Origin of the sequence: Halomonas almeriensis (genome assembly GCF_030409235.1) — a bacterium.
GTDB classification, from domain to species: Bacteria; Pseudomonadota; Gammaproteobacteria; order Pseudomonadales; family Halomonadaceae; genus Halomonas; species Halomonas almeriensis.
On sequence record NZ_JAUFPO010000002.1, the window covers coordinates 1 to 15,762 of the forward strand.

Genomic DNA, 15,762 nt, shown 5'->3' on the forward strand with positions numbered 1-15,762 from the left:
CCGGGTCTTCCCGGGGGATTTTTTTATGTCCGGGTGTCAGGCGATGACCTGGCCTTACCATGCGAGCGTAGGGTGAGCGCCGCCCGGACAAGGCACAGCCTTGTCAGGCGCGAACGGGCGAGGTGGAAAGCCGCGTAGCGGCGTCCCGAGCCCAGGCTCAAGGCCACGCAGTGGCCGCAGAGGCGTCAGGCATCTACACCGAAAAAAACCCGGGCCAAAAGGCTCGGGGTTTTTTTATGGAAGAATGTTGCCCCACTATAGCGCGCTGGTCAGGCAAGGGAGTTCCCCTGGAGAGTAGCGGAGAGCCGCCCTGGTCATCGTCAGTCATCTACACCGAAAAACCCCGGGCCAAAAGGCTTGGGGTTTTTTTATGGAAGAATGTTGCCCCACTATGGCGCGCTGGTCAGGCAAGGGTGTCCCTCCATGCAGACGAGAATCTGACGCCAACTGGAGACGCCACCTTCAGAATATTGAAGGATAGTGGAATACCCTTGCCAAATCCCTGAATCAGTTGGCAATTTTCTTCCTGACATACTAGGGTGAGCAGACGACATTTCGTTGATCTGAGGAGGGACACGATGAAACAGGAACTGCTACGCAAGTTGGCGCTGATGATGCTGATCGGTACGACCTCTGTTGGCCTGGCGGCTTGCAGTGGTGAGGAAGAAGCTGAGGAAAACGCTGAACAGGCAGCGGAGAGCGCTGAGCAGAGCGTTGAAGAAGCGGCCGACGAGACAGAAGAAGCCATGGAGGAAGGCGCCGAAGAGGCCGAGCAGGCCGGTGAAGAGATGGCAGAAGACGCAGACCAGGCCGTCGATGAGATGGCGGAAGGTACCGAAGCTGCCATGGATGAAGCTGGCGAAACAGCGGCTGATGCCGCCAATGAGGCTGAGGCCACCATGGATGAAGCCGCCGAGAACACCGAGGAAGCGGCCGGTGAAGCCGGCGAGGCCATGGAAGAAGCCTCCGAGGATGCCGGCCAGGCAGCTGAAGACTCCGTCGACAGCACTGGCGAGGCCATGGAAGATGCCGGCGAAGCCACCCAGGAAGCTGCCGACGAGATGCAGGAGTAATACTCCACCTCGCTGGATCAGCATTTCCTTAAAGAGAAAGGCCGGGCATTTTGCCCGGCCTTTCTCGTTGGTACTTTCTCTGTGTAAAGGAGGGCGGCAGCGGCTCGCCCTCCACTTCAGGCTGCTCTCAGTAATGTAGGCTGAGAGATCATCGCTTGCCCGACACCTTCTGGCCGGTGAAGGGCTTCATCTGAATCGAGACACGGGGAAGTGCCATGCGCATGCATTCCGAGTCGAGCCTGTTGCTGATGGTGGACATCCAGAGCCGTCTGTTGCCGGTGCTGGAAGATGGCGGACAGGTCATCGAAGAGGCTGCCTGGATGGGCGGTGTGGCCGAAGCGCTCGGTATACCGGTCTGGCTGACCGAACAGTACCCGCAGGGACTCGGTCACACTGTGCCGGCCCTGGTGACGGCGCTGACATCCCCGAGGTACTGGCAGAAGTACCACTTCAATGCGCATGCCGAGGCCCCGTTTGCTCGGGCACTGGCCGAGACCGGGCGCCGGCAGGTGATATTGTGCGGTGCCGAGGCGCATATCTGCGTGCTGCAGACGGGCCTGGCCCTGCTTGAGGCCGGCTACGAGGTGTTCTGGTTGAGCGAAGCGGTCGGTAGTCGGCGGCGGGATGAAGTGACCCTGGCCCGGCAGCGCCTGGTCGAAGCCGGTGCCCGGGCCGTCAGTGCCGACATGGTCGCCTATGAGTGGCTGGAACGGTGCGATGGCGCGACCTTCAAGGAGATCCACCAGCGTTTTCTCAAGGCGCGCTCGGAACGCCCCTTGACGTTTCGCTAGAAGCGTTTAGCTCATCCACGCCCTGCGAGAATGTCGACGTACATCCCGCCTGACCGCTTCACCAGCTCAGCGGTGCGGGCGCCCCGTGCGGAGCGGTTCCTGGGCTGCATGGGGTTGATCACTGGTGGATCGCGGTAGATGTGGGTCATGCCCGGCATGATCAGGGGCGGTCTCGTTCGTCGCGGCAGAATACCAGGGTGTTGCCCTCCGACATGGCCGCATTGTAGCGATAGCCGGCGACATCGAAGTCCTTGAGGGCCTCGGCATCATCCAGGCGTTGCTGAATCATCCAGGCGGCCATCAGGCCGCGAGCCTTCTTGGCATAGAAACTGATGATCTTGTACTGGCCATTTTTTTCATCCTTGAACACCGGTGTGATGACCCTGGCATTCAGGCGCCCGGCGTCGATGGACTTGAAATATTCGTTGGAGGCCAGGTTGACCAGTACCCGGCTGCCGCTTTGTGCAATGGCCTCGTCCAGGGCGCTGGTCAGCTCGTCGCGCCAGAAGGCATACAGATCCTTTCCGGCGGGGTTGGCGAGCTTGGTGCCCATTTCCAGTCGGTAGGGCTGAATCAGGTCCAGAGGCCGCAGCAGGCCATAGAGGCCCGAAAGAATGCGCAGGTGGTCCTGGGCGAAGTCGTTGTCGGCATCATCGAAGTGCTCGGCCTCCAGGCCGACATAGACATCGCCCTGAAAGGCCTGGGCTGCCGGCTTGGCATTGTCGGCGGTAAAGGGCGTCTGCCATTCGGCGAAACGAGCGGCGTTGAGACCGGCAATCTTGTCACTGACGCCCATCAATTGGCTGATGTCCTGAGGCGACTTGTCGCGCAGGATATCGATCAGGGTCTGGCTGTGCTCCAGGTAGTCCGGCTGGGTGTGCCGGGAGGTACTGGCCGGCGTTTCGAAGTCCAGCTTCTTGGCCGGGGAAATCACGCTCAGCATGAGGCGCTCCTGTCACGTCTGGGTATCGGGGCGAATTATAGCAAGGCCGTCCGAGGGGCGGGGCTATCGTCACGATAGTCCCGCAGGGCGGGTCAGGGGCAGGGGTTCGGCAGGCGCTGGTGAACCTGCTCGATGGCCTCCAGTACATCGTCATTCAGGCGCAGTGACTCGCTGGCCAGGTTGCTCTCGAGTTGCGCCATGGTGGTGGCACCAATGATGTTGCTGGTCAGGAAGGGACGGGAGTTGACGTAGGCCAGTGCCATCTGAGCGGGGTCGAGGCCATGTTCGCGCGCGATGTTCACATAGGCCTGTGTGGCCTCCTGGGCCAGCGACGTCGTGTAGCGCTGAAAACGCTCGTAAAGCGTCAGGCGCGCGCCTTCCGGGCGCGCGCCGTTGATATACTTACCGGAGAGCACACCAAAGCCGAGAGGGGAGTAGGCCAGTAGTCCGACGTTTTCACGATGGGCGACTTCGGCCAGGCCGATCTCATAGGTCCGGTTCAACAGGTTGTAGGGATTTTGCACCGAGGCCACGCGTGGCAGGCCCATTTTGTCGGCCAGGTGCAGGGCATGCATGACCCCCCAGGGTGTCTCGTTGGAAAGCCCGATGGCGCGGACCTTGCCGGCCTGGACCACTTCCTGCAGCGCTGCCAGAGTTTCTTCCAGGGCGATGGCATCTTCCTGCTCGTCCGGCTGATAGCCCAGCCGGCCGAAGAAGTTGCTGCGGCGCTCTGGCCAGTGCAACTGATAGAGATCGATATACTCGGTCTGCAGGCGTTGCAGACTGGCGTCAACGGCCTGATGCACCTGCTCACGCGTGAGGCGCGATCCGCCGCGGAGGTAATCCATGCCGGGGCCTGCTATCTTGCTGGCCAGGATGATGTCATCCCGGGAGCCGCGCGACGCCAGCCAGCTGCCGATGTAGCGCTCGGTCAGCCCCTGCGTTTCGGCGCTGGATGGTACCGGGTACATCTCAGCGGTATCAATGAAGTCGATGCCGAACGCGACGGCTCGGTCCAGCTGTTCATGGGCCTCGGCTTCACTGTTCTGTACACCGAAAGTCATGGTACCGAGGCACAATCGGCTGACCTCGATGCCCGTGTTTCCCAGGGGGCGCGTTTGCATCCGTCACTCCTCAAAATGTGGATAAAACCGTCGGAACTGCCTTCAGCCAGGCGTGGGGCGCCTGGGTCAAAATGCCTTGATCAGGCGGTTTGTCCGGCATGGTAGCCGGGGCAGGCCGAGGCGTAAACGTTAGGGGGTTGAGTCCCCGTGTGGCCGAGCGTATGCTTGCCTTCCCGTTGGCCAGGCGGAGCCTGTCCCTGCCAACGCCATTACATGAACGACGCCGGTCACAGGGTGGTGCTCGACGTCACTATCGAATCGAATCTCAGGACTCAGGATGGTTTGCCATGCCGCAGGCATCGTCACTGTTTACTCGGCTCGAGTACCGTCTGGCACAACAGCTCGTGCACACTCGCTGGTTGCCTCGTTCGCCGCATACCCAGCGGTTGACCATGCACCTGTTTCAACGCTGCGCCAAGGCCGGACACCCTGCGGCCCTGGCACAGTACGGCCATATGCTGTTTCACCGCGGCGTGTCCCCTCAGGACAAGGCGCGCGGCGCGCGTTACGTGATTGAAGCCGCACATGGCGGTGACATGCGGGCCCAGTACCGCGCCGGCCAGATTCACGAGCATGGTTGTGCGCAGTACCCCCGCCGCGAGGATCACGCCGTGACCTGGTACGCCCGGGCCGGCGAGGCCGGCCACCCCCATGCGGCAGCGCGTCTGGCTAGTGCCTACCGGCATGGTGATCTGGGGCTGCCCGTCGATCCCGAGCGGATGGCCTACTGGCAGCGCATGGCCGATCAGGTACCGGTCATGCCCGAGGCACTGGACAGCCGAGAAGCCGGAGCGCGACACTAAGGCCAGGTGTCTCAGTGACGAGACGTGAATCACTGGCCGGGCTTCTGGTGCCGCGGCCCTGACCAAGGAATCACCTGCCCGTGACGCTACCGACACTGCTGGATATCGAAGCGTCCGGATTCGGGCGTGGTAGTTACCCCATCGAGATCGGCCTGGCCCGTGGCGATGGCAGTGTCTGTGCCTTTCTGATCCAGCCACTGGATGAATGGATACACTGGGATCCCAAGGCCGAGCTGTTACATGGTATCTCGCGGGCCCGGCTGGCACGGGAAGGCTATCCGGTACGTGAAGTGGCGCGCTGGCTCAATGACGAGCTGCGCGAAGTGGGTATCGCCTATAGCGACAGCTGGGGCTACGACAATACCTGGATGTCCCTGCTCTTCCATCATGCCGGCATGTTGCCGGCCTTTCGCCTCGAAGCGTTGCGTCGTCTGTTGAGCGAAGCGCAGATGGAGCGCTGGAGCGATACCAAGGAAGCCATCATCGAGGAGCAGGGCGTGCATCGGCATCGTGCCGGCGAGGACGCCCTGCTGCTGCAGCAGACCTATCAGCGCACCCTGGGTTACTGACCTCCTGACGCCTTACCCTTTACACCTCACACCTCACACCTCACACCTCACACCTCACACCTCACACCTCACGCCGGCCTCACCGACCGAGGCGCTGCTCCAGCGCATCGAGCAGCGGCGCCGGCGAGTCGGCAGCCAGCAGGTTGGCGCGGGTGTCGGCGTCGAGGAAGCCGTGCTGCACGGTGTTGTCGAGAAAGGACAGCAGCGGGGTATAGAACCCCCGGGTATTAAGGAGCCCGAGGGGCTTGTCGTGCAGGCCCAGGTATTGCCAGGTCCAGGCCTCGAACAGTTCTTCCAGGGTCCCGATTCCCCCCGGCAGGGCGATGAAGGCGTCGCTGTAGGCCGCCATGCTGGCCTTGCGTTCATGCATGTTGCTGACGCGTACCAATCGGGTGAGTCCGGTGTGGGCCTGCTCGCGCTCCACCAGATGATCCGGCATCACGCCGGTCACCTCGCCACCGGCGGCCATCATGCTGTCGGCCAGTGCCCCCATCATACCGACGCGAGCCCCGCCGTAGACCAGTGCGTGACCCCGCGACGCCAGCTCACGGCCGAGCGTCCCGGCGGCTTCCAGAAAGGCCGGGTCATGGCCGGCGCGCGAGCCAAGATAGACGCAGAAGGTTGTCATGGGCTTCTCCGGGGGGCGTCGTCTCAGGGCAGGCAGTCGGCGACGCCATGATGTTCGTCCAGCCACTGGCCGATGACGTTCTGGCCACACAGATGATGGGCATACTGGGTGTGCAGACAGCGTACCTGGTTCCAGTTGGCGATACCGCCGATACCACGCTCGCGCAGCACCGTCTCGTAGCCCAGTTCCTGCACCCTGGCGTATTGTTCGGGTGTCATGTGGTGCCAGCGGGCCTCGATGTAGTCACGATGACTCTGATGGTAGGCCTCGAGGAAGTCGGGCTCCTCGCGCAGGCGGGCTTCCAGCTGCTTGATCACCCCGGCCGCCTCGAGATGGCTGAGCTCGATTTTCAGGCGCTCCGAACTCAGCCAGAAAAGGGTCGGGAAGGGGGCGCCATCGACGATGGGGGCCATGCGCAGGACCAGGGGCGTGCCCTCGCCGTCGGTGGCGGCCAGGGCTTCGATGCCCCGTGGCGGTCGGCCCAGCTGTTCGGTGATGCGTTCCAGTTGCCGCGCGTCAGGTTTCGTGTCGGGACGAATCACCATCGTTGTCATCTCGTATGAACTTGGTCGAGCGGCCCACGGCGCGAAAGAAGGTCCGATTGAGCTGTTCCGGCGTTGGAACATAGTTCCAGTAGCGGTCGCAGTAATCGTTGGCCCGGGCCATCAGCACGTCGTAGAGGCGGTTGAACGGCGCATCATAATCGTATGGGTCGGCCCCGAACAAGCGGATGTGAGGATAGTCGGCGAAGCGCTCCATGAAGTAGCGCTCCAGGTCCGCCTCCACGGCATGGTGGCGGGCAAGGTTATCTGGGTCGAGCCAGAGGTCGTAGCGGATGGCCATGGGCGGCTCCATTGGGTCATGTGGCGCGTTGCTGCCGAAAGCGTCCTTGCCGCTTGGACAGTGGGATGAGGCTTTCGGCTCGAAAGGGTCAACGCGCCAGGGAGGCAAAATCGGCGTTCAGCAGTTCGACCAGATCCCGGGGCGCCAGACGGATCTCCAGGCCGCGCCGCCCGCCACTGACGTGACAGTGTGCCAGGCCCGCGGCGCTGGCATCGACGAAGACCGGCAGGCGCTTTTTCTGGCCCAGCGGGCTGATGCCGCCCACGACATAGCCCGTGGCACGTTCGGCCTCCTCGACCTCGGCCAGGCTGGCCTTGCGGGCACCGGCGGACCTGGCCAGTGCCTTGAGGTCCAACTGGCCGGATACCGGCACCAGAGCCATGACCAGGCAACCATTATCGAGTCGTGCCAGCAGCGTCTTGAAGACCTCGTGCGTTGCCAGGCCCAGCGCATCGGCGGCCTCTTCGCCATAGGCCGGGTGGCGCGCATCGTGCTCGTACGTCGCGAGCGCAAAGTCGATACCGGACTTTTCCAGCACCTTGACGGCCGGAGTCATGCGTCTTTCGCCTCCGTTTCCTGCAAGTGTTCGCTCAAGGCCTCGCGCAGGCTGCCTTCGATGGGTACGGCGCATCCGGCCTGGTGGTCATAGTGCACCAGGACGGTATGCCCCGTGTTGGTCAATTGACCCGACTGACGGGCTTCCTGGGTCACGGTGAAGGAGCTCTTGCCGAGCCGCGTGAGGAATGTGCGAATCTCGATGTCGTGGCCATAATGCAGCTCGCCGTGATAATCGATCTCCAGGCGTGCCATGATCAGTCGCCAGCGGCGCGGGTCAAGGTCCGCGGTGAAGAGTCTGAAAAGGTCGTTGCGGGCCCATTCGAACCAGGCCGGCAGGCGCGTGTTGTTGATGTGGCCCAGCGCATCGGTGTCGTAGAAGGCGGGCTCTATAGTGCGAACGAACATGCAGTTACCTCTTCAGCGTATGCGGCCAGATATCTCTCGGCATGGCGATGCCCAGAGCATCACTATAGCATGCTAGCGAGTCGCTTCCGGGTCCCGGTCGGCGGTGCGCCGTTGATGCCACAGGGCCTGTCCGCGGTTCCAGCCCAGCAGCCACAGGGTGGCAGCAGCAAAGCCGATCAGCGTGCCCCAGGCGAGCCCCAGGGTGTCATAGGCCAGCGAGACGCACAGCGCATAGCATAGCAGCGAGCCCAGCCCGGCCGGGTAGTGCTTGATGACGGTTGCCACCGGCGCGGCACCATGGGTCAGGTGGAGAATCACCAGGAACGGGTACATGGTGACCGGGAAGGCCGCCATGACGCCGGCCCAGCTGCTCGGCACGACATGCGCCAGAGCGGTAATGACGAAGACGATGCCGGCCGCTAGCCCGGCGCGCAGTGCCAGAGCCGCGGCGCTGAATCCGCCGCGGGGCGGGGCGGCGCGCTCGGGAATGCGGCGGTAAAGCCAACTGAAGACGACAATCGCCAGCAGGGTGATCAGGGTGCCGCTCAGTCGATTGACGTCGAAGCGGGTCAACAACAGGCTCATCAGCCCCCAGGCGAGCAGGCCGCCCAGGGTCCCCCCGAGGACACCGCGTAAGCCGTCACGTCGGCCACACAGCAGATAGCCGCCACCCAGCGCCAGGGTCGCGGAGAAGCCTGCCAGGGTGTGCACGGCACTTTCGGCGGCAAAATTCGGCGAGATCTCAAGCCCGATGAAGAACAGCGCGATGGCCGTGCCCAGCGGGTAGCCGGAAAGCAGGCCAGCGGCGCGCGTACTGAGGCGCTCGGCGATCACCGAGAGGCCCAGTACCACGCCGATCGAGACCAGCAATTTGGCCAGTTGCCATTCAAGTGGAACTTCCATGACGCTATCCTGTTCGTCGAGACATGGCCCGAACTGGAACGCAGGCGCCCCAGGCGATCGCTCCATGGCCGGGTCGTTGCCGCCCTGTTGGCAGAGCCGAGGAATGCATGACCGGCCACGAGCTATCGCCGCCCAGTCGTCCCGAACATTGTGAGTTGTGTCAGCGCGCTGCACCGCTGACGCGCCACCACCTGATTCCGCGCACCCTGCACAGCAAGCCGCGCTATCGGCGTCGGTTCGATCGGGCGGAGCGCCTGAGCGCCATTCTGTGGGTCTGCCATGCCTGCCATCGGCATATTCACGCGCTGTTCAGCGAGCGCGAGCTGGCCGACCATTATCGCAGCCGTGAGGCCCTGCTGGGGCATCCCGAGGTCCAGACCTTCGTCGCATGGCTGGCCACCAAGCCGGCGGGCTTCGAGCCCAAGCGCCCGACGCGACGGCGACGCTGATGACTTACACCAGGCGCAGACCCTGCTGATCCACCCAGGCGGCCTTGAGAGCGGCCTCCAGGGGCGAGCGCAGGTGCGCGGGCAGGGCTTCGACAGCGGCCTCATAGTGCTCGACCCGGCGATTGCGCAACCAGCAGTAGGCCCAGGCACAGGCCTCTTCGTCGCTTTGCGGTACGGGCCGCGCCGGCATCTGGATCAGCAGAAAGACCGCGGTGCGTGCGGCCCAGAGCGGGATCTCCGCGTGATGCTCGCCCGCGCTCCAGGCCTCGAGGGTGGCACCGCCGGGCGTGGCCTCGGGCTCGCCCAGTTTGGCGACCCGTGCCGTTTCGGCAAGAATCAGTGCCAGGCGGTCGTGGTCGCCCTGGCCGAGTGCCAGCCACTGGGCGATGACCGCCGGCAGGCCCTGGCGGACCTTGGAATAGAAGCTGCTTTGGGGCATGGTTTGATGCATTCTCAGGGGCGTCACATGACGCCGGATCAGGAGCAAGGATGGCCACTTCATGACCGCGACCTTCGATTTTGTCACGCCCGTCGAGCGGCGACACCCTTCCAATGGCCACTGGCCGTCACAGAAATGGCATCGCTACGCGGAGGATGTCCTGCCGTTGTGGGTGGCCGACATGGACTTCCGCTCGCCGCCGCCCGTTATCGAGGCGCTGCAGTCCCGGGTCGAACATGGTGTCTATGGCTATGGTCTGGTAGCCGACAGCCTGCGCGATGCCGTCTGCCGCTGGAGCCGCGAGCACTATGGCTGGGCGATCGAGCCCGACTGGCAGGTGTGGCTGCCCGGCGTGGTGCCGGCCCTCAACATGGCCAGTCTGGCGCTTACCGAGCCTGGCGATGGCGTGCTGACCATCACGCCGATCTATCCACCCTTCCTGCAGGTGGCCGAGCGCACCGGCCGGGAGCCTCAGCAGGCCGCCATGCAGCCGCCCCGGGCAGCGGGCGATGACTGGCAGCTGGATCTCGAGGCCCTTGAGGCCGCCATCGCGCCGCGCACCCGAATGCTGCTGTGGTGCCATCCGCACAACCCGACCGGCCGCGTCTGGCGCCCGGACGAACTGGAAGGGCTGGCCCGTCTGGTCGAGCGCCATGACTTTTACGTGGTCTCCGACGAGCTTCACTGCGACCTGCTGCTCGAGGACGGTGCTCGCCATCAACCGCTGGCGGCCCTGTTTCCGGCGCTGGCCGGGCGCATCATCACCCTCTGGGCGCCGTCCAAGACCTTCAATCTGGCCGGGCTGACGGCCGCCTGCGCGGTGATTCCCGATGCCGACCTGCGTCGGCGCTTCGCGGCACGCCTCAAGGGCCTGCAACCCGACGGCAATGTACTGGGGCTGGTGGCCGCCGAGGCCGCCTACCGCCACGGAGAACCCTGGCGGCAGGACCTGCTGGAGACACTGCGTGGCCACCGCCGCCGGCTGGAAGCACATGTCGCCCGCTGGCCGGGGGTGCGCATGGCGGCCCCGCAGTCGACCTATCTGGCCTGGCTGGACCTGCGCGAGTCACCCGCCATGGATGGCGCCGCCTCGCCTCAGCAACGGCTGCTCGAGCAGGCGCGCGTGGCGCTTTCGGATGGCGCGGATTTCGGCTGGCCGGGCTTTGTGCGGCTCAACTTCGGCACCACCGCCGAGCAGCTGGACGCCGCGCTGAAGCGCCTCGATACGGTACTGTCTGGTTGATGGCGCGCCAGCCGGCATGAAAAAAACGCGGAGGTCGGCCTCCGCGCTTCAAATCATCCGCCCCGTTCAGGGCGGCGTCAGAGTGCGGCGATCCGGTCGCGTTGCTCGATCAGCAGCCGGCGGTTGGCGGCCAGTTCGTCGCGCTTGTCGCGTTCCTTCTGGACCACGGCTTCCGGCGCCTTGGCGACGAAGCTTTCGTTGCCGAGCTTCTTTTCGATACCGCCGATCAGCTTGTCCTGTTTGTCGATCTCCTTGGCCAGACGCGCCAGTTCCGCCTCCTTGTCGATCAGGCCGGCCATGGGCACCAGCACTTCCATGTCGCCGACCAGCTGGGTAGCGGCCAGCGGTGCCGTTTCAGGGTCATCGAGCCAGTCGATGCGCTCCAGCTTGGCCAGCTTGGCGAGGAAACGCCGGTTGGCGTCCAGGCGCTGTCGATCGTCGGCGTCGCCCTTGGTCAGAATGGCCTCCAGCGGTTTGCCGGGGGCAATGTTGAGCTCGGCGCGGATGTTGCGGATCGCCACGATCACGCCCTTGAGCCACTCGATATCACGCTCGGCCGCCTCGTCGATGCGGCTGTCGTCGGCCTGTGGCCAGGGTTGAACCATCAGCGAGTCATCCTCGCCGCGGCTGGTGCCGGCCAGCGGGGCGACGCGCTGCCAGATCTCCTCGCTGATGTAGGGCATCATCGGGTGCGCCAGGCGCAGCACGGTCTCGAGCACGCGCACCAGGGTGCGGCGGGTGCCGCGCTGGGCCTGTGCCGACGCCTCGTCATCCCAGAGGACCGGCTTGGACAGCTCCAGGTACCAGTCGCAGTACTCGTTCCAGATGAACTCGTAGAGCGCCTGGGAGGCGTGGTCGAAGCGGTATTCCTGCATGGCACGGGTGACCTGGGCCTCGGTCTGCTGCAGGCGCGAGACGATCCAGCGGTCGGCCAGCGACAGTTCGATCTCGCCGTCCCCGTCGTTTTCAAGCTCGGTGCCGCAGTCTTGGCCCTCGGCGTTCATCAGCACATAGCGCGAGGCGTTCCACAGCTTGTTGCAGAAGTTGCGGTAGCCATCCAGGCGGCCCATGTCGAACTTGATGTCACGTCCGGTGGTGGCCTGGGACAGGAAGGTGAAGCGCAGGGCGTCGGTGCCGTGGGCCTCGATGCCCTGCGGAAATTCCTGACGCGTGGCCTTGGCGATGGCCCTGGCCTTCTGCGGCTGCATCATGTTGCCGGTGCGCTTGTCGACCAGGGTGTCCAGGTCGATGCCGTCGATCAGGTCGATGGGGTCGAGCACATTGCCCTTGGACTTGGACATCTTGTTGCCCTGGCCGTCGCGAACCAGGCCATGCACATAGACCTGCTTGAAGGGCACCTCGCCGGTGAACTCCAGGGTCAGCATGATCATCCGTGCGACCCAGAAGAAAATGATGTCGAAACCGGTGACCAGCACGCTGCTGGGGTGGAAGGTCTCCAGCGCCGGTGTCCGCTCGGGCCAACCCAGGGTGCCGAAGGTCCACAGGCCGGAACTGAACCAGGTGTCGAGGACGTCCTCGTCCTGGCTAAGGGACACGTCGGCGGCGATGCCATAGCGCTCGCGGGCCTCGGCCTCGGTGCGGGCCACGTAAACTCTGCCCTCGGCATCGTACCAGGCCGGAATGCGGTGACCCCACCACAGCTGGCGCGAGATGCACCAGTCCTGAAGGTCACGCATCCAGGCGAAATACATGTTCTCGTAGTTCTTCGGCACGAACTCGATGTCGCCGTTCTCGACTGCCGCGATGGCGGGCTTGGCGAGGTCTTCCACGGCCACGAACCACTGGTCGGTGAGATAGGGCTCGATGACATCGCCGGATCGGTCGCCGAAGGGCTGCATCAGCTTCTTGTGCTCGACCAGCGGCTGTTCCTGGCCGGCTTCATCGGTGGTGGTCATGGCCAGGCCTTCGGCGGTGACCGCCTCGACCACCTGACGACGCGCTTCGAAGCGGTCCAGCCCGCGTAGTTCGATGGGCACCAGGTTGACCTCGTCCACACTGCCGATGTCTTCGCCCCGGGCGGCGCGGGATGCCAGGGCGGCGCTTTCCGCATAGGAGAGGCCGTCAGTGCGCATGTGCGCCTTGCGGTCCATCAGGTTGTAGAGCGGAATCGCGTTGCGCTGTGCGACGGCGTAGTCGTTGAAGTCGTGGGCGCCGGTGATCTTGACGGCACCCGAGCCGAAGTTGGGATCGGGGTACTCATCGGTGATGATGGGAATCAGGCGACGGTGTTCCTTCGGCCCGACAGGGATCTCGCAGAGCTTGCCGACCAGCGGCGCATAGCGCTCATCGTCCGGGCTCACGGCGACGGCACCATCGCCCAGCATGGTTTCCGGGCGCGTGGTGGCGATGGAGATATAGTCGCGTGTCTCGCGCAGCGTGACGTTGCCGTCGGCATCCTTCTCGATGTACTCGTAGGTTTCACCGCCGGCCAGCGGATACTTGAAGTGCCACATCTGGCCATCGACCTCGGTGTTCTCCACCTCGAGGTCGGAAATGGCGGTCTCGAACGTCGGGTCCCAGTTGACCAGCCGCTTGCCACGGTAGATCAGGCCCTTGTCGAACAACTGCACGAAGACTTCCTGCACTGCCTTGTAGAAGCCGTCGTCCATGGTGAAGCGTTCACGGGACCAGTCGACGCTGGCGCCCATGCGCCGCAGCTGGCGGGTGATGTGCCCCCCGGATTCCTGCTTCCACTCCCAGATCCGGTCAGTGAAGGCATCACGGCCCAGGTCGTGACGACTCTTGCCTTCCTCGGCGGCGACCTTGCGCTCCACCAGCATCTGGGTGGCGATGCCGGCGTGGTCGGTGCCCACCTGCCACAGGGTATTGTTGCCCTGCATACGCTTCCAGCGCGTCAGGGTATCCATGATGGTGTCCTGGAAGGCATGACCCATGTGCAGACTGCCGGTGACATTGGGCGGCGGGATCATGATGGAGAAGGGGGCGCCCTTGCCGGAGGGGGCAAAGTGGCCGTTGTCTTCCCAGCGCTGATACCAGCGGTTCTCGATCTGCTCGGGTTGGTAGGTCTTGTCCATGGGGGGTCCGGTCCAGAATGGGGTGCCACCGGGGCCAGGCAAAGCCGGGAACCGGTCGGCGGGGCATCGTCAAAAATGGGCTCGATTATAGCTTGATGAGGGGGCAGGCGTCAGCCTGACCTACTGCTGCCCGCGCAGCTGGTGCGCCTTAACCGCATAGCCACGCTGCTTGTAGGTCTGCCAGCATTCACGCTTGGCGGTCAGCACGGCCTGGTGCTGATTGATGATCTCGGCGACCCGCTCGAAGCGCGAGAACCACTCCGGAATCCCCGGGTGCAGGTTGAGCATGGCCTGGGTGCCGGTCTCGCCGGGCGCCGGTGGCTCCTGCCAGCCGATGGTGGCCGGCACGCTATCCGCCATCTCGCTGCCCAGCAGGGCATGCGGCAGGTAGGCATCGGCGCGAAAGTCCCACAGCCGATCATCCAGGGTCCGAGCCATGGCCTCGTCTTCCACATGCAGATGCAGCCGATAGCCCTTGTTGACGATGGTCTCGGCCAACCGGCAGGCAAAGGCCAGCCGGGCATCGAGGGTGGTATCGGGCAGGATGTAGAAATCGATCTGGGTCATGGGGCCTCATTCTGGGCTACGAGCTACGAGCTACGAGCTACGAGCTACGAGCTACGAGCTACGAGCTACGAGCTACGAGCTACGAGCTACGAGCTGCGAGCTGTGCGGTGCCACCATACTGCTCGCCACTCGCCACTCGCCACTCGCCACTCGCCACTCGCCACTCGCCACTCGTGTTTAGGCCAGTCGGGTCAGCCAGCCGTGGGGGTCTTCCCGGCGGCCGTACTGCAGGTCGAGCAGGTGGCCGCGCAGGCGCTTGGCGACCTCGTTGTCGCTGCTGCCGTCGAGGCGGATGGTGTCGTCCTCGGTGACCAGCTCGCCGACCGGGGTGATGACGGCGGCAGTGCCGCAGGCGAAGACTTCGGTGATGTCGCCGCTGGCCGCGCCCTCACGCCATTCGTCGAGGCTGATCGGACGCTCCTCGGGTGTCAGGCCTTCCTCGCGGGCCAGAGTGAGCACCGAGTCACGGGTCACGCCTTCGAGGATGGTGTCGGTGAGCTGCGGCGTCACCAGGCGGCCGTCGCGGAAGACGAAGAACAGGTTCATGCCGCCCAGTTCCTCGATCCACTTGTTTTCGGCGGCATCCAGGAAGGCGACCTGGCTGCAGCCGTTGGCTTCGGCCTCCTTCTGGGCGGCCAGCGAGGCGGCGTAGTTGCCGCCGCACTTGGCGAAGCCGGTGCCGCCGGCCGCGGCCCGCTTGTAGTGCGAGGAGAGCCAGATCGAGACCGGCGCGATGCCGCCCTTGAAGTAGGCGGCCGCCGGCGAGGCGATGACGTAGTAGTCGACCTCATGGGACGGACGCACGCCGAGGAAGGTCTCGCTGGCGATCATGAAGGGGCGCAGGTAGAGGCTGGATTCCTCGGCCGCCGTGGCGGGCGTCGGCACCCAGGCATGGTCCAGGGCCACCAGGGCCTTGAGCGAGTCGACGAAGTCTTCGTCGGAAAGCTCCGGCAGGGCCAGGCGACGCGCCGAGCGCCGGAAGCGCTCGGCGTTCTTTTCGGGGCGGAAGGCCCACACCGAGCCGTCATCATGGCGGTAGGCCTTGATACCCTCGAAGATCTCCTGGGCGTAGTGCAGCACGGCGGCGGCCGGGTCCAGGGTCAGGGGCCCGTAGGGGCGCACTTCGTGACCGTGCCAGCCGGCGTCGAGCGTCCAGCGGACATGCGCCATGTGGTCGGTGAAGTAACGGCCGAAGCCGGGATTGGCGAGGATATCGTCCCGGATGGGGGCTGCCGTGGCCTCGGAGGACGGCAGCACGGTAAAGCGTTGTGTGGGCACGGCGATCGGTCTCCGCTTGGCCCGAGGCATCGACAGCGCCCCGGGGTGATACTGGTACAACGGCCGGCCGGGCGGTCGCTGCATGCGTGT

General features: G+C 64.6%; 18 protein-coding genes. 6 read left to right on the forward strand and 12 right to left on the reverse strand.

Going from position 1 to position 15,762, the window contains the following annotated elements; all coding sequences use genetic code 11:
* The first annotated feature begins 578 nt into the window (after positions 1-578).
* Both QWY74_RS00220 and QWY74_RS00225 read left to right on the forward strand, forming a co-directional pair.
* Positions 579-1,073, forward strand: coding sequence for a hypothetical protein (locus QWY74_RS00220; RefSeq protein WP_264827539.1), 495 nt, complete (start codon positions 579-581; stop codon positions 1,071-1,073).
* 215 nt (positions 1,074-1,288) lie between these two features.
* Entirely contained in the window at positions 1,289-1,864 is a 576-nt protein-coding gene (locus QWY74_RS00225; protein WP_264827538.1) for an isochorismatase family protein, read from the forward strand.
* A 160-nt stretch (positions 1,865-2,024) separates the two neighbouring features.
* Here QWY74_RS00225 and yaaA read toward each other — a convergent pair whose 3' ends face one another.
* Together yaaA and QWY74_RS00235 are read right to left on the reverse strand one after the other, a co-directional pair.
* Positions 2,025-2,807 carry a peroxide stress protein YaaA gene (yaaA, locus tag QWY74_RS00230; protein ID WP_264827537.1) on the reverse strand — a complete coding sequence of 261 codons (783 nt, stop codon included), beginning with the start codon at positions 2,805-2,807 and terminating at the stop codon, positions 2,025-2,027.
* Positions 2,808-2,899: 92 nt separating this feature from the next.
* Positions 2,900-3,931 carry an NADP(H)-dependent aldo-keto reductase gene (locus QWY74_RS00235; protein ID WP_264827535.1) on the reverse strand — a complete coding sequence of 344 codons (1,032 nt, stop codon included), beginning with the start codon at positions 3,929-3,931 and terminating at the stop codon, positions 2,900-2,902.
* A 287-nt stretch (positions 3,932-4,218) separates the two neighbouring features.
* Between QWY74_RS00235 and QWY74_RS00240 the strand changes: the two genes are divergently transcribed.
* On the forward strand, positions 4,219-4,734 hold the full coding sequence (locus QWY74_RS00240) for a tetratricopeptide repeat protein (RefSeq protein WP_264827534.1): 516 nt from the start codon (positions 4,219-4,221) through the stop codon (positions 4,732-4,734).
* Positions 4,735-4,814: 80 nt separating this feature from the next.
* Entirely contained in the window at positions 4,815-5,303 is a 489-nt protein-coding gene (locus QWY74_RS00245; protein ID WP_264827532.1) for a hypothetical protein, read from the forward strand.
* Between the two features lie 79 nt (positions 5,304-5,382).
* On the opposite strand, the gene QWY74_RS00250 is transcribed toward QWY74_RS00245, so the two are convergent.
* The 6 genes from QWY74_RS00250 to QWY74_RS00275 all read right to left on the reverse strand — a co-directional run bounded on the left by QWY74_RS00250 (position 5,383) and on the right by QWY74_RS00275 (position 8,640).
* Positions 5,383-5,931: an LOG family protein gene (locus QWY74_RS00250; protein ID WP_264827530.1), complete on the reverse strand. Its 549-nt coding sequence runs from the start codon at positions 5,929-5,931 to the stop codon at positions 5,383-5,385.
* A 23-nt stretch (positions 5,932-5,954) separates the two neighbouring features.
* On the reverse strand, positions 5,955-6,476 hold the full coding sequence (locus tag QWY74_RS00255) for a DUF501 domain-containing protein (RefSeq protein ID WP_264827529.1): 522 nt from the start codon (positions 6,474-6,476) through the stop codon (positions 5,955-5,957).
* Positions 6,448-6,774 carry a hypothetical protein gene (locus tag QWY74_RS00260; protein WP_264827528.1) on the reverse strand — a complete coding sequence of 109 codons (327 nt, stop codon included), beginning with the start codon at positions 6,772-6,774 and terminating at the stop codon, positions 6,448-6,450. The genes QWY74_RS00255 and QWY74_RS00260 overlap by 29 nt, the downstream gene beginning before the upstream one ends.
* 88 nt (positions 6,775-6,862) lie before the next feature.
* Complete coding sequence (ybaK, locus tag QWY74_RS00265) at positions 6,863-7,330, reverse strand: Cys-tRNA(Pro) deacylase (RefSeq protein WP_264827527.1); 468 nt, start codon at positions 7,328-7,330, stop codon at positions 6,863-6,865.
* Complete coding sequence (locus tag QWY74_RS00270) at positions 7,327-7,737, reverse strand: acyl-CoA thioesterase (protein WP_264827526.1); 411 nt, start codon at positions 7,735-7,737, stop codon at positions 7,327-7,329. The genes ybaK and QWY74_RS00270 overlap by 4 nt, the downstream gene beginning before the upstream one ends.
* Positions 7,738-7,809: 72 nt before the next feature.
* Positions 7,810-8,640, reverse strand: coding sequence for a hypothetical protein (locus tag QWY74_RS00275; protein ID WP_264827524.1), 831 nt, complete (start codon positions 8,638-8,640; stop codon positions 7,810-7,812).
* Positions 8,641-8,747: 107 nt separating this feature from the next.
* Between QWY74_RS00275 and QWY74_RS00280 the strand changes: the two genes are divergently transcribed.
* Complete coding sequence (locus tag QWY74_RS00280; RefSeq protein ID WP_264827523.1) at positions 8,748-9,089, forward strand: hypothetical protein; 342 nt, start codon at positions 8,748-8,750, stop codon at positions 9,087-9,089.
* Between the two features lie 4 nt (positions 9,090-9,093).
* On the opposite strand, the gene QWY74_RS00285 is transcribed toward QWY74_RS00280, so the two are convergent.
* A complete protein-coding gene (locus QWY74_RS00285; protein WP_264827522.1) occupies positions 9,094-9,528 on the reverse strand; it encodes a hypothetical protein in 435 nt (144 codons plus the stop codon).
* Between the two features lie 61 nt (positions 9,529-9,589).
* Here QWY74_RS00285 and QWY74_RS00290 point away from each other — a divergent pair, with 61 nt between their 5' ends.
* Positions 9,590-10,771, forward strand: coding sequence for a MalY/PatB family protein (locus QWY74_RS00290; protein ID WP_264827520.1), 1,182 nt, complete (start codon positions 9,590-9,592; stop codon positions 10,769-10,771).
* Positions 10,772-10,848: 77 nt separating this feature from the next.
* On the opposite strand, the gene QWY74_RS00295 is transcribed toward QWY74_RS00290, so the two are convergent.
* From QWY74_RS00295 to QWY74_RS00305, 3 genes are all read right to left on the reverse strand, one after another.
* Positions 10,849-13,827 carry a valine--tRNA ligase gene (locus tag QWY74_RS00295; protein WP_264827518.1) on the reverse strand — a complete coding sequence of 993 codons (2,979 nt, stop codon included), beginning with the start codon at positions 13,825-13,827 and terminating at the stop codon, positions 10,849-10,851.
* Positions 13,828-13,947: 120 nt separating this feature from the next.
* Positions 13,948-14,394 carry a DNA polymerase III subunit chi gene (locus QWY74_RS00300; RefSeq protein WP_264827516.1) on the reverse strand — a complete coding sequence of 149 codons (447 nt, stop codon included), beginning with the start codon at positions 14,392-14,394 and terminating at the stop codon, positions 13,948-13,950.
* A 177-nt stretch (positions 14,395-14,571) separates the two neighbouring features.
* Positions 14,572-15,702, reverse strand: a complete 1,131-nt coding sequence (locus QWY74_RS00305; RefSeq protein WP_264827543.1) for a branched-chain amino acid aminotransferase — start codon at positions 15,700-15,702, stop codon at positions 14,572-14,574.
* Positions 15,703-15,762: the final 60 nt, after the last annotated feature.

Bases quoted from the DNA above. Each gene is read 5' to 3' on its own strand.
- QWY74_RS00220 (WP_264827539.1), top strand. From the start codon at position 579: ATGAAACAGGAACTGCTACGCAAGTTGGCGCTGATGATGCTGATCGGT.
- QWY74_RS00225 (WP_264827538.1), top strand. From the start codon at position 1,289: ATGCGCATGCATTCCGAGTCGAGCCTGTTGCTGATGGTGGACATCCAG.
- yaaA (WP_264827537.1), bottom strand. From the start codon at position 2,807: ATGCTGAGCGTGATTTCCCCGGCCAAGAAGCTGGACTTCGAAACGCCG.
- QWY74_RS00235 (WP_264827535.1), bottom strand. From the start codon at position 3,931: ATGCAAACGCGCCCCCTGGGAAACACGGGCATCGAGGTCAGCCGATTG.
- QWY74_RS00240 (WP_264827534.1), top strand. From the start codon at position 4,219: ATGCCGCAGGCATCGTCACTGTTTACTCGGCTCGAGTACCGTCTGGCA.
- QWY74_RS00250 (WP_264827530.1), bottom strand. From the start codon at position 5,931: ATGACAACCTTCTGCGTCTATCTTGGCTCGCGCGCCGGCCATGACCCG.
- QWY74_RS00255 (WP_264827529.1), bottom strand. From the start codon at position 6,476: ATGGTGATTCGTCCCGACACGAAACCTGACGCGCGGCAACTGGAACGC.
- QWY74_RS00260 (WP_264827528.1), bottom strand. From the start codon at position 6,774: ATGGCCATCCGCTACGACCTCTGGCTCGACCCAGATAACCTTGCCCGC.
- ybaK (WP_264827527.1), bottom strand. From the start codon at position 7,330: ATGACTCCGGCCGTCAAGGTGCTGGAAAAGTCCGGTATCGACTTTGCG.
- QWY74_RS00270 (WP_264827526.1), bottom strand. From the start codon at position 7,737: ATGTTCGTTCGCACTATAGAGCCCGCCTTCTACGACACCGATGCGCTG.
- QWY74_RS00275 (WP_264827524.1), bottom strand. From the start codon at position 8,640: ATGGAAGTTCCACTTGAATGGCAACTGGCCAAATTGCTGGTCTCGATC.
- QWY74_RS00280 (WP_264827523.1), top strand. From the start codon at position 8,748: ATGACCGGCCACGAGCTATCGCCGCCCAGTCGTCCCGAACATTGTGAG.
- QWY74_RS00285 (WP_264827522.1), bottom strand. From the start codon at position 9,528: ATGCCCCAAAGCAGCTTCTATTCCAAGGTCCGCCAGGGCCTGCCGGCG.
- QWY74_RS00290 (WP_264827520.1), top strand. From the start codon at position 9,590: ATGACCGCGACCTTCGATTTTGTCACGCCCGTCGAGCGGCGACACCCT.
- QWY74_RS00295 (WP_264827518.1), bottom strand. From the start codon at position 13,827: ATGGACAAGACCTACCAACCCGAGCAGATCGAGAACCGCTGGTATCAG.
- QWY74_RS00300 (WP_264827516.1), bottom strand. From the start codon at position 14,394: ATGACCCAGATCGATTTCTACATCCTGCCCGATACCACCCTCGATGCC.
- QWY74_RS00305 (WP_264827543.1), bottom strand. From the start codon at position 15,702: ATGCCTCGGGCCAAGCGGAGACCGATCGCCGTGCCCACACAACGCTTT.